The 18,933-nt window shown below is 76.0% G+C and carries 4 protein-coding genes and 1 pseudogene; all 5 read right to left on the bottom strand.

The window, feature by feature from the left end:
- Positions 1–26 precede the first annotated feature (26 nt).
- The 5 genes and pseudogenes from IF129_RS24495 to IF129_RS24475 all read right to left on the bottom strand — a co-directional run bounded on the left by IF129_RS24495 (position 27) and on the right by IF129_RS24475 (position 18,925).
- Positions 27–1,352 carry an MFS transporter gene (locus IF129_RS24495; RefSeq protein ID WP_191212009.1) on the bottom strand — a complete coding sequence of 442 codons (1,326 nt, stop codon included), beginning with the start codon at positions 1,350–1,352 and terminating at the stop codon, positions 27–29.
- 38 nt (positions 1,353–1,390) lie between these two features.
- Positions 1,391–2,641 (bottom strand): cytochrome P450, encoded by a 1,251-nt coding sequence (locus tag IF129_RS24490; RefSeq protein ID WP_191212008.1) that lies wholly within the window; start codon positions 2,639–2,641, stop codon positions 1,391–1,393.
- Positions 2,638–10,014 (bottom strand): annotated as a pseudogene (locus IF129_RS24485) (amino acid adenylation domain-containing protein); the annotation flags it as partial. The pseudogene IF129_RS24485 and the gene IF129_RS24490, both read right to left, overlap by 4 nt.
- A gap of 44 nt (positions 10,015–10,058) precedes the next feature.
- The gene (locus IF129_RS24480) at positions 10,059–16,316 is read right to left on the bottom strand and encodes a non-ribosomal peptide synthetase (protein ID WP_318153923.1); all 6,258 of its coding nucleotides are present in this window, start codon (positions 16,314–16,316) and stop codon (positions 10,059–10,061) included.
- Positions 16,317–16,576: 260 nt separating this feature from the next.
- Positions 16,577–18,925, bottom strand: coding sequence for a lantibiotic dehydratase (locus IF129_RS24475; RefSeq protein ID WP_191212005.1), 2,349 nt, complete (start codon positions 18,923–18,925; stop codon positions 16,577–16,579).
- Positions 18,926–18,933 lie beyond the last annotated feature (8 nt).

The raw sequence follows: 18,933 nt of genomic DNA, 5'->3' as shown, positions 1-18,933 counted from the left end.
GGGGACGGCGGGGCGGCGGCGGGGGGTCAGCGCATGCCGCGCACGGTCCGGGAGCTGAGCACCCCGAGCGCGGTCAGGCTCAGCAGCACGGCCGAGAAGGCGAACAGCGTGTCCGTGCCCGTCCGGGCCAGCGAGCCGCACAGCACGAGGGAGAGCGGGGCGACGGCGTACCCGATCACCATGTCCACGGAGATGACGCGGCTGAGCACGGAGCCGTGGATGTTGCGCTGGATCCAGCTCATGCCGAAGACGCCCTGGAAGCCGATGCCGAAGCCCATGGTGAGGACCGTGACCAGGGCGGCCACCGTGCTGTCGACCAGACCGAGCGTGCCCATGCCGACGGCGAGCCAGCCCGCCAGGGCGGCGATCAGCAGGCCGACGCGCGGTCTGCTGCTCAGCGCGCCGCCGACCAGCGTGCCGAGCATGGCGCCGCCCGCGAGCGCGCCGTTGAGGAGGCCGAGCGTCGTCGAGCCGCCCTCCAGGCCGGTCTTGGCGAGGGTGGCGAAGCCGACCGTGAAGGGACCGGCCTGGCAGAACGTGACCGCCGCGTCGACGACGAGGATGGTGCGGATACGCGGGTCCTCCCAGGCGTAGCGCAGGCCGGCCCGGATGCGGGCCATGAGGGAGGTGCCGCCGTCCGGTGCCGGGGCGACCGGTTCCGTGCCGTCCGCGCCCGGGTCCTTCACCGTGCCCGCCGCCGACGCCTGCGACGGTTCGGGGTCTGCGGCTTCGGCGGGTTCCTTCGGCGGCAGGGTGCGGACGCGGGACACGCACAGGCCGCACAGGGCGAAGCACACCCCGTCGACGAGGAACGCCACGGGCGCGTTCGTCACGGCGACCACGATGCCGCCGACCGCCGGGCCGAGCACCGAGGAGACCTTGATGCCGAGGCCGAGCAGCGCGTTGGCCGAGGGCAGCAGGTCCTTCTCGACCACGGACGGCAGGATGGAGGCCCGCGCGGGCTGGAAGAAGGCGTCCACGGCGCCGAACGCGGCGGCGGCGCCGCACAGGAGCCAGACGTTCAGCGCCCCGCCGAGCCCGGCCAGGCCCACCGCCACCATCAGGACCGCTCGGGCGTAGCTGGAGAACCGCATGAGCGTGCGGGAGGACCACTTGTCGCTGAGCGAGCCGCCCACGAGCGTCAGCAGGGCGCGCGGGATCGCCTGGCAGGCGAGCACGTAGCCGAGCGCGAGCGTCGAGCCGGTGAGGCTCAGGGTGATCCAGGAGAAGGCGATGTAGCTGAATCCGTCGCCGAGCAGGGACAGGGACTGCCCCAGCCACAGCAGGCGGAACGACGGCGAGCGGGCGGGTGCGCCCAGGCGGGAGCCCGCCGCCGTCAGTGTGTTCGCCATGTCGAACCCTTCGTCGGGCCGCCGCGGGGCGGCCGTGGTCAGTAGCGGACGGGCAGGGCCGTCAGGGCGCGGTTGAGCAGCGAGGGCTGCCAGGCGTGCGCGTGGTCGGTCAGGCGCAGGGCGGGGTACTCGCGGACGAGGACGTCCACCACCACGCCCGCGACGAGGCGGGCGAGCGCGGCGCCGATGCAGAAGTGGGCGCCGAAGCCGAGCCCGAGGTGGGAGGCGGCGTTGTCGCGCCGGACGTCGAACGTGCCCGGGTCGGGGAAGCGTTCGGGGTCGCGGTTGGCCGCCGCCGTCACCAGGAACACGCGGTCCCCGGTCCGCAGGGCCTCGCCGTCCAGCTCGACGTCGCGGGCCACGGTGCGGACGGACATCTTCGACGGTCCGTCGTGGCGCAGCGTCTCCTCCACGGCGGCCGGCACGAGCTCCGGCTCCGCGCGGACGGCCGCCAGGGCCTCCGGGTGGGTGAGGAGGGCGCGCACGGTGTTGGCGATGAGGTTGCTGGTGGTCTCGCCGCCCGCGAAGGCCATCTGCGTGAGCATGCCGACGAACTCCTCCTCGCTGACGGAGGTGCCGATGCGGCCCTGTGCCAGCACGGAGCTGATGAGGTCGTCCTTCGGCTCGGCGCGGCGCTGCCGCACCAGGTCGGCGAGGTAGTCCTCCAGGTTCACCAGGGACTGGAGCGAGGTGCGGTACTCCCGCTCCTCCTGGGCGGCGCCGAGGATCAGGTCGCCCACCCGGGCGTTCCAGTACCAGAACGACGGGCTGTGGGCCTGCGGGACGCCGAGCCAGCGCGCGAAGACGAGGGCCGGCAGCGGCCGGGCGACGTCCGCGAGCAGCTCGCCCGCGCGGCCGGGGGCGGCGCGGCGGGCCAGCATGGCCCGGGTGGCCCGGCCGACGAAGGCGCGGTAGCGGCCGATGGCGCGCGCGGAGAACTGCTCCTGGAACGCCTGGCGCAGCCGCCGGTGGTTCGGCGGGTCGTTGAAGACCATCCAGCGGGAGAGGATCCCGAAGGCCCGCCCGGCGTCCTCGCGGGCGCCCTCGGGGACGGCGTCCATGAGGGGGCGTACCCGCTCGGCGGAGAACGCCGGGTCGCGCAGGCAGTGCATCACCTGGGCGTGTCCGGTGACCAGCCAGGCGCGGTGCAGGGCGCTCCAGTACACCGGCCGGGTCGCGCGCAGGGCGTCCAGGTAGCCGTACGGGTCGGCCGTGAGGGCGGGTTCGAGGAGGTAGCGCTCGGTGAAGCCGGGCGCGGGGGCCGTCGTCGCGTGCGTCAGGGTCGTCATCGCCGGGCCCCCGTCATGATCGTGTCGAGCAGCGCGGCGGTCGAGGGCATGAGGCGTTCGGACATCATGGACATGTGGTCGCCTTCGGTGACGTGCACCGTCACCCCGCCGTGCGCCACGTCACGCCAGCGGTCGAGGTAGGTGCGGTAGTCGACGTCGAGGCCGGGCATGGGTTCTCCGTCCGGCAGGCCGGCGGCCACGGAGCCGACGACGAGGTGGAGGTGGCCGGGGTAGGGGCGGGTGCGGTAGTCGGCGAGGGCCGTCAGCAGGGAGTGCCAGACCTCGATGGGCGCGTTCTCGACGAGGGCCGCCTCGCTCGGGCTCATGCCGTTGTCCAGCAGCAGGCGGGTCAGCTCGGCCACGGCGGCCTCGCGCTCGGGCGACGGCGGCAGGGCGCGCACGTGGTCGCGCAGCCGCAGTCCCTCCTCCATGGCCCGGCCGACCCCCAGGAGGCGGGCGCGGGCGTCCGGGTTGGGCAGGTAGGGCTCGATCAGGACGAGCGGTTCGACGGGTTGCCCGGCCTCGTGGAGCTGGGTGGCCATCTCCAGGGCGAGGTTGGCGCCCATGGACCAGCCGAGGAGGTGGTGCGGTCCCGACGCGCCGTGCGCGGTCATCTCGCCCGCGTAGTTGGCGGCGATCCCGGCGATCGTCGTCGGGTCGACGCCGCCGAGCAGGCCGCGGGCCTGGAACGCCCGCACGGGCCGGCCCGGCGGCAGGGTCCGGGCGAGGGGGACGTACCAGGCGGCGCTGCCGCCCGTGGGGTGCACGCACCACAGCGGGGAGCCGTCGCCGTCCCGCAGCCGTACCTCGGAGCGGACGGGTTCCTCGCCGCCCGCTGTGCCCGCCCGTGCGGCGAGTCCGGCGATCGTCGGCTGTTCGACGAGGTCCCGCACCGAGACGTGCAGGCCGCGCGCGTTCGCCTGGGCGGCCACCCGGACGGTGGAGAGCGAACTCCCGCCCAGCCGGAAGAAGTCGTCGTGGACGCCGACCTCCGGGATGCCGAGGACGTGGCACCACACCTCCGCGAGCACCAGCTCGGCCGGGGTGCGCGGCGCGACGTACTCCGTCGTGGCCTCCGCCCGCCCGGCCGCCGGCAGCGGCAGCGCCCGCCGGTCGATCTTCCCGCTGCTGTTGACCGGCAGCGCGTCCAGGAGGACGAACCGGGCCGGCACCATGTAGCCGGGCATCCGGGAGCGCAGCGCCCGCCGCATCTCCTCGGTGTCGGCGGTGTCGGCGGCGCCGTCGGGGACGACGTAGGCGACGAGGGCGGGTTCGCCGGGCAGGTCGCGGCGCAGCAGGACGACGGCCTGCCGCACGCCGGGCAGTTCGCGCAGCGCGTGCTCGATCTCGCCCAGCTCGATGCGGAAGCCGCGCAGCTTGATCTGGCCGTCGCGGCGGCCGAGCCACTCCACCGTCCCGTCGGGGCGCTGGGCGCCGATGTCGCCGGTGCGGCACAGCCTCTCGCCCGGCCCGCCGTAGGGGTCGGGCACGAAGGTGGCGGCGGTCAGTTCGGGGCGTCCCAGGTAGCCGGGGCCGACGGCCGCGCCGCCCAGGTGGATCTCGCCGGGCACGCCGACCGGGACGGGTTGCAGGTCCTCGCCGAGGACGTACATGCGCGTGTTGCGGATGGGACGGCCGATGGGCGGACGTGCGCAGTCGGGGGTGAGCCGGGCGGCGACCGACCACACCGTGGTCTCCGTGAGCCCGTAGACGTTGAAGAACCGGCGTCCGCGCGACCAGGTGCGGGCCAGCTCGGCCGGGCACGCCTCACCCGCCACCTGGAGGACCTTCAGCTCGGGGAAGCGGTCCTCGCCGAGGACGGCCAGGGCGCTCGGCGGCAGCATCGTCCCGGTGACGCCGTACCGGTGGAGGGTGTCGGCGAGGTCGGGGCCCGGGCGCAGGGCGTCGCGGGGCGGGGTGCACAGCGTGCCGCCGTTGGCCAGGGCCCAGGTCAGCTCCAGGACGGAGGCGTCGAAGCTCGCCGAGGCGAACTGCAGGACGCGCTCGCCCGGTCGCGGCGCGAACAGGTCGCGCTGGCCTTCGAGCATGTTCGTCAGGCCGCGGTGCGCGATGGCGACGCCCTTGGGCGTGCCGGTCGATCCGGAGGTGTAGATGATGTACGCGGTGTTGTCGGCGGTGGCGCAGGCGGGTTCCGCGTCGGCGTCCGGCGCGGGCTCGTCCGCACGCCCCGGCGCCGGCTCCTCCCGGGGCCGCGGCTGCGGCCCCCAGCCGGTGTCCGGGTCGTCGAGCCGCAGTACCGGGCCGTCGAAGGGCACGGTCCCGTCCAGGGCGGACTGCGTGAGCAGCACCCGCATCCCGCTGTCGGCGACCATGAACGCCAGCCGGTCGGTGGGGTGCTGCGGGTCCAGCGGCAGGAACGCGCCGCCCGCCGCCAGGACGCCGAGCACCGCACGCACCCAGTCCGGTCCCCGGTCGACGCAGATGCCGACGACGACCTCGGGTCCGACGCCGAGGCCGCGCAGCCGCCGGGCCAGGGCGCGGGCGGAGAGCTCCAGCTCGGCGTAGCCGATCTCGCCGCCCTCGTGGGCGACGGCCGGGGCGAGCGGGGCGAGCGCGGCGCGTCCGGCCACGATCTCGGGGAAGGTGAGCGGGGTGTTGGTGCGGTCGGGGCCGCAGGCCCACTCCTGGAGCGCGCGCTCGCGGGCCTCGCCGGACAGGGCGGGCGCGACGACGGCGGCGTCCGGGTCCTCGACCATCTGGGCGAGCACCGAGCAGAGCAGGTCGGCGAGTTGTTCGGCGGTGGCGGGGGAGAGGTAGTCCGGGTCCGCGTCCAGGGCGAAGCCGTCCACACTGGCGTTCACCAGCAGCGGGAACATCGTGCGGGAGATCTCCAGGGACTCGTCCCAGGTGTCGCCGGACAGCCGGTGGAAGTTGACGTAGTTGAAGACGGCCTCGACCAGGCTCGGTTCGCCCGGCCGCAGCTGCTGGAGCCGGACGAGCGGGACCCGGCGGTGCGGCAGCATCTCCTGCTCCGCCTCGAAGACCGACCGCAGGTACTCCAGCCAGCTCCCCTCCGGGCGCCGCACGCCGAACGGGACGGTGTTGAGGAACAGCCCGCGCATGCGGTCGGCGCCCGGCAGTTCGGGCCGGCCGTTGGTGACGAGTCCGACGGCGTGCCCGGCGGCGTCGTCGCCGCCGAGGGCACGGGCGGCGAACAGGCTCATGGTGTGGTGGAACGCGGTGACCAGGACCGTCCTGCGGGGCACTCCGGCGCGGCGGGCGAGCCGTCCGATGGGCTCGGCGAGCGTCCGGTAGGAGCGGGTGGTCTCGTGGACGAGACGCTCGGGTTCGGCGGTGTCGGCGGTGTCGGCGCCGCGCCGGGTGAAGCGCACCGGGCTCAGCTCGGACAGCGTCCGGCGCCAGTGGTCCAGGCTCTCCTCGTCGTGGGTGGCGGCGCGTTCGAGGGCGACGTACTCGGCGAACGGGGGTGCGGCGGGCAGCCGCGGGTCGCGGCCGTGGGCCACGGCCTGCCGGTGCAGGTCGAGCAGGTCGGCGATGAGGGAGGTCAGGCTCCAGCCGTCGAGGACGACGTGGCAGTCGGTGAGGGTCAGCCGCAGCTCCGTGTCGGTCATCCGGTGCAGGTGGATGCGGATGAGCGGAGGCGTGGCGAGGTCGAAGCGCCGCCCGAACTCCGCGTCGACGAAGGCCCGCAGCGCCGCGCGCTGCTCCTCGGGCGGCAGCTGCCGCAGGTCGGTGTGGCCGACGGGGACGTCGGCGGCGCGGTGGACGAGCTGCACCGGCTCGCTGAAGGAGACGAGGTCGATGGAGGAGCGCAGGATGCCGTACTCGCGCACGACGGTGTCCACGGCCTGCTGGAACGCGGCCGGGTCGAAGCCCTCCGGCACGGTGATCTTGAGCGCCGTGACGTTGTGGTAGGCGCCGCGCCGGGGGTCGGCCAGCATCTCGTGCAGCATCCCCGCCTGGAGCATGGTGAGCGGGTAGGCGTCCTCCAGCCCCTCGGGCAGCCGGGCCGCGTCGGCCGGGTCGAGCTGGGAGAACGGCGCGACGGGGGCCGGGGCCGCCGTCTCGGCCGGGGTGGCCCGCCGGGCCAGGTCGGCCAGGGTGCGGGCGCGGAAGAGGTCCGGGACGCCGAGGGCCAGCCCGGCCGCGCGGGCGAGGCCGATGACGCGCAGGGCGAGGATCGAGTCGCCGCCGAGGTCGAAGAAGTTCGCGGTGCCGCTGACCCGTTCGACGCCGAGGACCTCCGCCCAGATGCCCGCCAGGGTCTCCTCGACGGGGCCGGACGGCGGGACGTGTTCGGCGTGCTCGCCGGAGCCCTCGGCGGTCGCCTCCGCGCCCGCCGCCACCAGGGCCGCGCGGTCGACCTTGCCGTTGGCGGTCACCGGCAGCCGGGGGTGCCGGACGTAGAGCGCCGGGACCATGTAGCCGGGCAGCGTGAGCCGCAGCCGTTCGCGCAGGTCGGCGGCGTCGAGCGGACGTCCCTCGGTGAGGGTGACGTGGGCGACGAGCCGGGCGCCGCCGTGCCCGTCCTGCCGCGGCACGACGGCCGCGTCGGTGACGCCCGGCAGCGCGCGCAGGGCCGTCTCGATCTCGCCCGGCTCGATGCGGTGGCCGCGGATCTTGACCTGGTGGTCGGCGCGGCCGACGTAGGCCAGCTGCCCGTCGGGCAGGACGCGCACGAGGTCGCCGGTGCGGTACATACGACCGCCCTGCGGCGCGAACGGGTCGAAGGGGAACCGTTCGGCGGTGAGTTCGGGCCGGTTGCGGTAGCCGCGCGCGACGCCGCCCCCGGCGACGTGGAGTTCGCCCACGGTGCCGCGCGGCACGAGCCGCCCGGCCGGGTCGAGGACGTAGCCGTGCTGGCCCGCCAGCGGGCGTCCGATGGGCGAGTACACCCGGGAGGTGATGTCCGCCTCCTCGATCAGCCGGTAGGTGACGTGCACGGTCGTCTCGGTGATCCCGTACATGTTGACCAGCGCGGGACGCTCGTCGGCGGGGGCGGCGAACCAGTCCCGGTAGTCGCGGGCGTCGAAGGCGTCACCGCCGAAGACGACGGTGCGCAGCGGTAGTTCGGCGAAGCGGGCGCCCTGCTGCGCGAGGTGCGCGCGCAGCCCCTTGAAGGCGGCGGGCGTCTGGTTGAGGACGGTGACGCCCTCGTCGCGCAGCACCGCGTGCACGGCCGCCGGGTCACGCACCTCGTCCTCGGTCAGCACCACGACCCGGCCGCCCGAGGCGAGCGGTCCCCACAGCTCCCAGACGGAGAAGTCGAAGGCGGGCGAGTGCTGGAGCGTCCAGACGTCGTCCGGGCCGAAGTCGAAGTGGTGGTCGGCGGCGTCCAGCAGCCAGCCGAGGTTCCCGTGCGTCACCTCGACGCCCTTGGGACGCCCGGTGGAGCCGGAGGTGTAGATGACGTAGGCGAGATCCCCCGGCGCGGGGTCGGCCGGCTCCGGGCCCACCGCGTCGGCGTCCCCCGGCCGCGGGTCCGTCGCCGGCTCGGCCGCCAGCGGGACCACCTCCACGGGCAGTCCCTCCACGGCCGCGCGGCCGGTGGCGTCGGCGACGACCAGCTCCACGCCGGCGTCCTCGACCGTGAAGGCGCGGCGGGCGCGGGGGTGGGTGGGGTCGAGCGGCAGGTAGGCGGCGCCCGCCCGCCACACGCCCAGCAGCGCGACGGCCAGCTCCGCCGAGCGGTCCAGGCAGACGCCGACGAGCGACTCCGGGCCGACGCCCGCCGCGCGCAGCCGTCCGGCCAGGGCGCGGGAGGCGGCGTCGAGCCCGGCGTAGGTCAGGGACCGCCCGCCGCACCGGACGGCGACCGCGTCGGGGGTGCGGCGCGCGTGCTCGGCCACCCGGGCCGGGGCCATGCGCGGGGCGTCCCGTGGGACGTCGGCCAGTGGCGCGGCGGGCCCGTTGGGGCCGAGCAGCTCGCCGATCTCCTCGTCGGTGAGGAGGGCCATCTCGCTCAGCGGGATGCTCGGCACCCGGGTGAAGGCGCGCAGCACGGCCACGGTGTGCGCGGCGAGCCGGGCCACGGACTCCGGCGTGAACAGGTCGGTGCGGTGGACGAACCGCAGCCGGGTCGTGTCACCGTCCTCCTGGAGGTCCAGCGTCAGGTCGAACTTGGCGGTGGTCAGGTCGATGGGGTGGGCGGCGCCGGTCGCGGAGCCGAGGGCGTAGGTGCCCCGCTGGACGGGGGTGTGGGAGAAGAGCACCTGGAAGAGCGGGTTGCGCGACAGGTCCCGCTCCGGGCTCAGCTCGTCGACGACCCGCTCGAACGGCAGGCCCTGGTGGGAGAGGGCGCCCAGCACGCTCTCCCGGGTCCGGGCCAGCAGCTCGGCCGAGGTGGGGTCGCCGGAGAGGTCGGTGCGGATGACGAGGGTGTTGACGAAGAAGCCCACCAGGTCCTCGGTCTGCGGCTCCTCCCGGTTGGCGACGACGGTGCCGATGGCGATGTCGTCCTGGCCGCTGTGGAAGGCGAGCGCGGCCTGGAAGGCGGCCATCACCGTCATGTACGGCGTGGTGTCGCAGCGGCGGCCCAACGCGGTCAGCGCGGACGTCAGGTCGGCGGGCAGCTCGACGGTGTGGACGGCCCCCGCCGAGGAGCGGTCCTCGGGCCGGGCGTGGTCGGTGGGCAGTTCCAGCGGAGTGAGCCCGGCCAGTGTGGACCGCCAGTAGGCGAGGTCGCGGGCCTCGTCCCGGCCGCGCTGCCAGACGGCGTAGTCGGTGTAGTCGACGGCGTCCGGGGCGCGGGCGGGCAGTGGTGCGCCCCCGGTCCGTGCGGTGTAGCAGACGCGCAGGTCGCGCAGCAGGACGTCGAGGGACCAGCCGTCGGAGACGATGTGGTGCATCGCCAGGACCAACACGTGGTCCTCGTCCCCGGCGCGCAGCAGCACCGCCCGGAAGGCCGGTTCACGCGCCAGGTCGAAGGGCCGGACGGCCACCGCGTGGACGGCGGCGGACAGCTCCGCCTCGTCGGCCGGGGCCGGGTCCCCCGTCGCGGGGGCCAGGTCGACGACCTCCAGCGGTGCCGGCGGCGGGGGCAGCACGCACTGGGTGGCGACGCCGTCCTCGTCGGGGAAGACGACGCGCAGCTGCTCGTGCCGGGTGACGAGGTCGGCGACGGCCGCCTCCAGCGCCGCGACGTCCAGCGGGCCGGTGAACCGCCAGGCCGCCGGCATCAGGTACTCGACGCCCTGCGGGTCGAGCCGGTGCAGGAAGTACAGCCGCTGCTGGGCCGCCGAGAGCGGGAACCGCGCCGGGCGCGGGTCGAGCCGGGGGATGCCCGCCGGGGGGAGGTCGGCGGCGCCCCGCAGCCGCTGCTCCAGGAGCCGCCGGGCGGCCGGGGAGAGCGTACGGCCCGAGGCGGCCGGAGCGCCGGCGGGGGACGCGGGGGAGACCGGGAAGGTGGTCATGGGAGTTCCGTCCAATCCGGGGGTCAGTGGTCGGCGGTCAGGGACAGGTCGATCTCGTCGTCGCTCATCGCCGCGATGAGGTCGACGAGCTGCCGTTCGACCTCGGCGGCCAGCCGCTCGACGGTCGGGTGCTCGAACAGGTCCCGCACCTGGAGGGGGCAGTCGAAGGCGGTGCGCAGGCGGGAGGCGGCGGCGACGGCGCGCAGCGAGTGGCCGCCCAGGGCGAAGAAGTCGTCGTGCACGCCGACCTCCGGCACGCCCAGCACCTCCGCCCAGATCTGCGCGGTCACCACCTCGGTCGGGGTGCGCGGCGCCACGAACGCGGCGGCCGGGCGCGGTGCGGGCGCGGGCAGCGCGGCGGCGTCGAGCTTGCCCTGCACGGTGCGGGGCAGGGCGTCGAGCAGCACGAACGCGGCGGGCACCATGTAGCCGGGCAGTTGCGTGCGGCACCAGGCGGCCAGCTCCTCGGTGTCCCGGACCCGTCCGGCGGCGTAGCCGACCAGGGCCCGGTCGCCGCCGAGCTCGCGGACCAGGACGGCGGCGGCGTGCACGTCGGGATGCTGCTCCAGGACGGCCTCCACCTCGCCCAGTTCGATGCGGAAGCCGCGGATCTTCACCTGGTCGTCGCGCCGCCCGAGGAAGTCCAGCTCCCCGGTGGGCAGTCGGCGGACGATGTCCCCGGTGCGGTAGAGCCGTCCGCCGCGCCCGCCGAACGGGTCGGGGACGAAGCGCTGCGCCGTCAGCTCGGGGCGGCCGAGGTAGCCCCGGGCCAGTTCCGGGCCGCCGACGAGGAGTTCACCGGGAACGCTGACGGGCACCAGCTCGTCGCGCTGGTCCACGACGTAGGCGCGCCGCGCGCCCCAGGGCCGCCCGATGGGCACCCGCCCCTCGACCGGCGCGGTGACGGGGTGGGAGCCGGTGGAGATGACGGTCTCGGTGGGCCCGTAGGTGTTCTGGATCGGCACCCCGGGCAGGTGGGCGAACCAGCGGTCGAGGATCGCGGCGGGCAGCGTCTCGCCGCCGGTGACGGCCAGCCGCAGGCTCGCCAGGTCGCCCGCGACGTGGTCGAGTCGGGCGACGATCTCCTCCCAGTAGGACGGCGTGGCCTCCATGACGGTCACCCCGTGGCGGCGCACCTGCTCGGCCAGCTCCTCCACCGACCACACCTCGTCCGGGCGGATGACGACGGCGGCCCCGGCACTCAGGGCGGGCAGGATCTGCTCCAGGGAGGCGTCGAAGGAGAAGGAGGCCAGGTTCATCACGCGGTCCGCCGCCGTGATGCCGAACTCCGCGCGGGCGGTGCGGGTGTGGGCGGCGACGGCGTGGTGCTCGACGCCGACGGCCTTGGGCCGGCCCGTGGACCCGGAGGTGAAGATGGCGCAGGCCAGCTCCCTCGGGTGCGGGACGTGGCGCGGGGCGTCGGGCGCCGGGACGACGTCCTCGACGGCCAGCGTCGGCGGGCCGAGCGCGGCGGCCGGCCCGGCCGTCGGCGCGTCGGTCACCAGGTGCCGCACCCCGGCCTGCTCCACCATGTACCGCAGCCGCTCGGGCGGCAGTTGCGGGTCGAGCGGGACGTAGACGCCGCCCGCCCGCCACACGGCGGCCAGCGCCGTGACCGACCACACGCCGCGCCGCAGGCACACGCCCACCGGCGTCTGCGGACGCACGCCCGCCTCGGTGAGGGCGAGGGCGAGCCCGCCGCTGAGCCCGTCCAGCTCGCCGTAGGTCAGCGACTCCCCGCCGCAGACCAGCGCCACGGCGTCCGGTGCGCCCTGCGGCACGAACGGCGGCCCCTCGGCGACGTGCACCGGCCCCGCGCCCGGCTCCCCGGCCAGCTCCGCGTACTCCTGCGCGGAGAGCATCGTGAGCCGGCCGACGGGCGTGTCCGGGGCGGCGAGGGCCGAGGCGAGCACCTGGCCCACGTGCCCGGCGAAGCGGGTGACGGTGTCGGCGTCGAACAGGTCGGTGGCGTACTCGACGTTGAGGGCGAACCGGTCCGGGTAGAGCAGGAAGGTCGCCGTCAGGTCGAACTTGGCCGAGCCCCACGGCAGGACGAAGTGCGTGACGTCCAGCCCCGGCACGCGCGGGCCGCCGGTGGGGCTCTCCTGCACGTCGAACATGACCTGGAAGAGCGGGTTGCGGGCCGGGTCGCGCTCCGGGCGCAGTTCCTCCACCAGCCGCTCGAAGGGGACGTCCTGGTGCTCGTGGGCCCCGAGTGCCGTCTCCCGCACCCGGCCCAGGAACTCCTCGAACGTCGGCTCCCCGGCCAGGTCGCCGCGCAGCACCACGGTGTTCACGAGCAGCCCCACCAGGCGCTCCAGCTCCACCCGGCCGCGCCCGGCCACCGGCGAGCCGACGGCCACGTCGTCCTGCCCCGACCAGCGGGCCAGCACGATCTGCACGGCGGCCAGCAGCACCACGAACCGCGTCACCCCGTGCCGGCCGGCCAGCGCCGCGACGCCGTCCGCGAGCGCGGCGGGCAGCTCCACCTCGACCGCCGCGCCCCGGCCGGACCAGCCCGCCGGACGCGGCCGGTCCGTGGGCAGCTCCAGCACCGGGAGGCCGGCCAGCGTCCGCTCCCAGTACCGCAGGTGCGGCTCCAGCGCGCCGCCGGAGGCCCGGTCGCGCTGCCAGAGGGCGAAGTCCCCGTACTGGACGGCGACCGGCGGCAGCCCGGCGGGGCGGCCGTCCCGCCGCGCGGCGTACAGGGCCGACAGCTCCTCGATCAGGACGTCCTTGGACCAGCCGTCGGTGGCCGCGTGGTGGAAGGCGATGACGGCGACGTGGTCGTCCCCGGCCAGCTCCCAGACGCCCGCGCGCAGCATCGGCGGCGCGACGAGGTCGAAGCGTTCGGTGGCGAACGCGACCGCCTCGGCCCGCACGGCGTCCAGCCGCTCGGCCACGGTGCCCCCGCGCGGGGCCGGGTGCCAGGCGAGCGGCACGCCGACGCCGTCCAGGACCTGCTGCACCGGGCGGCCGTCGACCTCCAGCAGCGCCGTCCGCAGCACCTCGTGCCGGGCCACGACGTCGTCGAGCGCGCCCTGCCAGGCGGCCCGGTCCAGGCCGCCGCGCAGCCGCCAGGAGAACCACAGCACGTACTCGTCGCCCACGTCCGACATCCGGTCGAGGAACCACATCCGCTCCTGCGCGAACGACATCGGCAGCGGCCCCGAGCGGTCGACGGGCACGACGGTCGCGGTCCCGGCCTCGCGGGCGGCGGCGACCAGCGGGCCGAACGACCGGATGCGCGGGTTCTCGAAGAGGGTGCGCAACTCCACGGCGCGTCCGAGCCGTTCGGCGATGCGCGAGACGGCCATGGTGGCCAGCAGCGAGTGGCCGCCGAGGTCGAAGAACGAGTCGTCGATGCCGACCCGGCCGACGCCCAGCACCTCCTGCCAGATCTCCGCGACCACCCGCTCGGTCGCGTCGCGCGGGGCGACGAACTCGGTTTCGCCCAGCGCGCGCTCCCGGTCCGGTCGCAGCTCCGGCAGCGCGACCCGGTCGAGCTTGCCGGAGGTGCCCACCGGCAGCGTCTCCAGCGGGACGAAGTCCGAGGGGACGGCGTAGTGCGGCAGCCGTCCGGCGCAGTGGGCGCGCAACTCCGCGGCGGGCACGGGCCCGTCGGGACCGGCCACGACGTACCCGGCCAGCACCGCGCCGCCGTGCCCGTCGGACCGGACGGCCGCCGCGGCGGCCACGACGCCGGGGCAGGCGGCCAGCACCGCCTCCACCTCGCCCAGCTCGACGCGGAAGCCGCGCAGCTTGACCTGGTCGTCGGTGCGCCCCAGGAACTCCAGCTCCCCGGTGGGCAGTCGGCGCACGAGGTCGCCGGTGCGGTAGAGCCGTCCGCCGCCCCCGGTGTAGGGGTCGGGCACGAAGCGGTCCGCCGTCAGCTCCGGCCTGCCGAGGTAGCCCCGGGCCAGTTCCGGTCCGCCGACGAGCAGTTCGCCGGGCGCGCCCTCGGGCAGCAGCTCGCCGTGGGCGTCCACCACGTACGTGCGGCGGGCGCCCAGCGGGGTGCCGATGGGCGTGCGCTCCGGATCGTCGTCGGCGGTGACGTCGTGCAGGGTGGCGGTGACGGTCGTCTCGGTGGGCCCGTAGGCGTTGCACACCCGCACCCGCGGCAGCGCGGCCCGCCAGGCGGTGAGCGCGGCGGCCGGGATGCTCTCCCCACCGAGGACGAGCAGCCGCACGGTGGCCAGCGCGGCCGTCGTGGCGTCGTCCAGGGCGAAGGCCAGCTCGGCCCAGTAGGTCGGCGGCAGGTTCAGCACGGTCACGCCGTGCCGGGCGACGACGGCGGCCAGGGTGGCGGGCAGCCACTGCTCGTCGGGGCGCAGCACGACGGTGGCGCCGCAGCCGAGCGAGGTCAGCAGCTGGTCCAGGGAGGCGTCGAAGGAGAAGGACGAGAAGGCCAAGACGCGGTCACGGGCGGTGACCCCGAACGCGGTCCGCACCGCGTCGACGTGCGCGGCGATCGCCCCGTGGGCCACACCGACGGCCTTGGGCCGCCCCGTGGAGCCGGAGGTGAAGATGACGTAGGCGAGCGCGTCCGGGTCGGGGGTGTGGTGCCCGAACCCCGCGTCCGGCCCGACGGAGCCGACGGCGACGAGCGGTCGCCCGAGCGCGGCGGCCCGCTCCCCGGCGGCCTCGTCCGTCACGACGTACCTGACGCCGGCCTCCTCGGCCATGAACCGCAGCCGCTCCTCGGGCAGGTGCGGGTCCAGCGGCACGTACACGCCGCCCGCCCGCCAGATCGCCGTCAGCGCGGCCACGGCCGCCGGGCCGCGCCGCAGGCACACCCCCACCGGGTCGCCCGGCGTCAGGCCCGCCTCGGTGAGGGCGCGGGCCAGGCCGCCGCCGAGCGCGTCCAGCTCGCCGTACGTCACCGTCTCCGCGCCGCAGACCAGCGCGACGGCGTCGGGCTCGCCGCGCACCGCGAAGGGCGGCGCGGGCGCCACCGCCCGCTCCGCACCGGCCAGGGCCACGAGCCGTTCGCGCTCGGCCCCCGGCAACGGTGCGATCCGTGCGGCCGGTGCGCTCAGCGGCGCCTCCGGGGCGGCGACGACGGCCGTGAGCAGTTCGGTGAAGCCCTCGGTGAACCGCCGCATCGTCTCCGCGTCGAACAGGGCGGTGGCGTACTGCAGGCGCGCGGCGACGTCTCCGTTGGCCCGCAGGGACAGGTCGAGGAAGACGTCCAGCGGTGTACCGGGCAGCGGCGTCCGGACGAGGGAGACGTCCAGGTCGGCCAGGCGCGCCGGTTCGGGCACGGTGTTGAGGAGGGTGAAGGACGCCTGGGCGAGCGGGTGCCGCGAGAGGTCCCGCTCCCCGCCGACGGCCGTCACGACCCGGTCGAACGGTGCCTGGGCGTGGCTGAAGTCCTGGAGGGCGCCGGCGCGGACGCGGGCCAGCAGCTCGGCGAACGTCGGGTCGCCGGCCAGGTCCGTGCGCAGCACGACGGTGTTGACGAACGGCCCGATGACGCCCGCCGTCGCGGCCTGTCCCCGGTCGGCCAGCGTCGTGCAGACCGCGATGTCGGAGCGGCCCGAGTAGCGGGCCAGCAGCGCCTGGTAGACGGCGAGCAGCAGCATGTAGCGGGTCGCGCGGTGCTCGCGCGCCACCCGGTCGACGTCCGCCATGAGCGCGGCCGGCAGCTCGAAGCGGACGACGTCGCCCGCGCCGTCCCAGAACCGCGGGCGCGGCCGGTCGGTGGGCAGCGCCAGCGGCGTCACCCCGGCGAGCCGGCCGCGCCAGTGGTCCAGCAGCCGCTCCATGCGCGGTCCCGTCAGCCGCTCCGCCTCGGCCCGCGCCACGTCGGCGTACTGGAGCTCCGGCGCCGCGACGGCCTCGCCCCGGTAGCCGGCGTCCAGCTCGCGCAGCAGCACGTCCCAGGACCAGCCGTCGACGGCGATGTGGTGGACGACGACGAGCAGCAGGTGCTCCTCGGGTCCGAGCCGGGTGAGCGTCGCCCGCAGCGGGTGCTCGGCGGCCAGGTCCAGCGGGCGGGCCAGCTCCTTGTCGAACAGCTCCTCCGCGCTGCCGGCCGCCACCCGCTCCAGCGCCACCGAACCGGGCGGGTCCACGTGCGGCACCGGCTCCCCGTCCTCGGCGACGAACCGGGTGCGCAGCACGGCGTGCCGGTCCGCGACGCCGGTGAGCGCCCGCTCCAGCGCCGCCACGTCCAGGGCGCCGCGGATGCGCAGCGCCAGCGGGAGCAGGGAATCCGTCGAACCTCCGGCGAGCTGGTCCAGGAACCACAGCCTCCGCTGTGCGAACGACGCCACCCGGACGTCCCCGTCTCTCGTCCCGCCGTGCGCTGCGCGAACCTTCACTGTGGGCCTCCAAGCCGTGTTTTCCTCAACCCTGCTGGCGGCGGCGGTTCGTCAGTAGGGAAGAAGACGCAGCCGCACACGCAGTCCGGCGGGCGGCCTGCGGGCGGGCGCGGCGCACGCGACGGCGGCCCGTCCGGCCGGGTGGACCGGAGGGCCGCCGTCTCGCGTCGCGGTGGTGTGCGGGCGCGTGGTGCGCGTGGTGCGCGCGGGTCTCAGGGCGTGCCGTCCGCCCCCTCCCCGCCCGCCGGGGCCGCCGCGTCCGCCGCGCCCCGCCCGTGCTCGTCCACGGCGACGAAGCGCAGCTCGGAGGTGTACGCCCGCCCCCGGTCGTCGGTGAGCCAGCTCTGCTCCGGCGTCGGCAGCATCTCGGTGACGACGGCCCGAGCCGCCGGGTCCTTCCGGGCGGCCCGGCGCAGCGCCTTGGCCAGGATGGTGACGTAGACCGGGCTGTCGAAGTCGACGTAGAACGGCCGCGTCTCGGTGGGCAGCACGACGAACACGTGCCGCGGCAGGTCCCGTTCGGCCCGCCACCGCCGGGCCCGCACGAAGCGGCGCGCCTCGTCCTTCTCGTCGGCGAAGTCCAGCTCCGCGACGGCCGGCCGCCACGTCTCGCGGGCCACGACGAGCCGGTCGACGGTGACGCGCGGGGAGTGCTCGGCCTCCTCGGGCAGCAGCCGGAACAGGTCCATGGCCAGGGTCGTCAGGACGTGCGCGAACACCTCGACGACCGGGAACCGCGCCCCGTCGGGCAGGACGGTCACCAGCGAGCCGTCCTCCGCCTCGGTGACGGCCACGTCCGCGCTGAGCACGGTCCGCGGGCGGGCCGGGTCGGCGGTGAAGTCCACCAGCGCCACGTAGTAGTCCTCGGGGCGGACGAGGGCGTTCCGGATGCGTGCCGAGAGCCGGGAGCGGTGCTCCTTGGGCAGCAGGGGCAGCAGCCGGGGCCCGGGGTGGTCGCGCCCGGTGAGGTCCAGCAACTCCTCGGGGCGCTGGTGCTGGTGGACGAAGAGGGAGGCGCCCAGGGTGTTCGCCGCGAGGTGCAACTCGCCCAGCACGAGGGTGAAGTCGTCCCGCGCCACGGCGTCGGGGCCCTCCGCCGCGACCATGACGTCCGGGCTGAGGTAGCGCGCCGCGCTCCAGCCGGGGCCCCGGGCGCCGCCGAACGCCTCCGCCGCCGGCCCGGCGACGTCCGCGAGGGACAGCCGCACCCGGCGGGCGTCCGGCGGCGGAGCCAGGATCGCCTCCCACCGGCTGCGGAACTCCCGTCCCAGCTCCTCCGCCCGCTCCCGCGCGGCCCCGTGCAGGACCGGCATGCAGGCGAACCAGAAGGCCGCCAGGTCCACCGGCCCCTCGGCGGCCAGCCGCGCGTACACCTCGCGCGCCCGCTCCAGCACCCCGGAGGCCAGCTCGGAGGTGAGCCAGGCGGCGCTGGTGAGCAGCGGGTCCAGCGGCGCGAGCGCCGCCCGCACGGCCCGGCCCGCCGTGGCCGTCGCGGCCCGGCGGCAGTCGGAGTAGACCAGGGCCCGGCACGGCGCCGTCCCCGCCGACTTCTCCCGGTGCGCCGCCGTCTCGGTCAGCGCCACGAAGCGTTCCTCCAGCTCCGTGAGCGCCGCCACCAGCGCGTCCGGCCCCTCCGCCGCGCGGACCCGGTCCCGGCCGCGCTCCAGGGCGTCCAGCGCGGCGAGCCCACGCTGCCGGGGCCCCGGCGCGCCGACGCCTTCCAGCCAGGCCCGCAGGGCGCGTTCCGGCCGGGCTCCGGCGGGCACCTCCAGCCTCCGCACCACCAGGCGCCGCCGGACCAGGTCGTCCAGCACGGCGGGCACGTCGACGCCCGGCAGGTGCCGTCCGATCTCCGCCACCGGCCGCAGCCCGTCGCACAGCGCCAGCACGGCGGCGTCCTCGGCCGTGCCGGGGCGCGCCGGGCGGCCCGGCACGGTGACCTCCGTGCCGGACACCCGCACGAACGGCACCCGGCGCGGCGCCACCCAGGGCCACAGCTCCGGGTCGGCGGCGAGCGACTCGGCGAGGGCGTCGATCGCCCAGCTGGCGAAGTACACCTCCGTCGCGGCCACCAGCCCCGCGCCCGGCTCGACGGCGAGCCCGGCGGTGCCCGAGTCCCAGCGGCCCCAGCCGACGGGGCCGAAGAAGCCGATGGTGTCGTTCTTGACGCAGAAGCGCTGCCAGTAGTGGGCGACGAGCTCCTCCCGCTGCCGGGGCATCGAGCTGCGCCGGTCGACCCCCGGCCTCCAGGCGAGGAACGGCGCGACGCCGGAGGTCAGCACCGGTCGGTTCTGCCAGGCCACCGCCTCCCGGAAGGCGGGGGTGCGGGCGATGTCCTGGAGGGTGTGGGCCGTCTCGACGGCGGCGTCGGCGAACAGGGCGGCGAAGTCCGTCCAGCTCTGGCCGGACAGCTCGTCGCGCGGGCCGAACTTGTCGGCGGCGGCGGCCAGTCCGTCCGGGGCCAGCCGCAGCACGCCGTCGGCGGGGAAGCCCGGGCCGCGCAGCGCGAACTGCTCCCACAGCCGCCAGCGCCCGCCCCCGGGCACGTACGTCTCGGTCATGGCGTGCC

It is taken from the genome of Streptomyces chumphonensis (assembly GCF_014779715.1).
In the GTDB taxonomy this organism is placed as follows: Bacteria; Actinomycetota; Actinomycetes; order Streptomycetales; family Streptomycetaceae; genus Streptomyces; species Streptomyces chumphonensis.
This window is presented reverse-complemented; position numbering and strand designations above follow the sequence as displayed.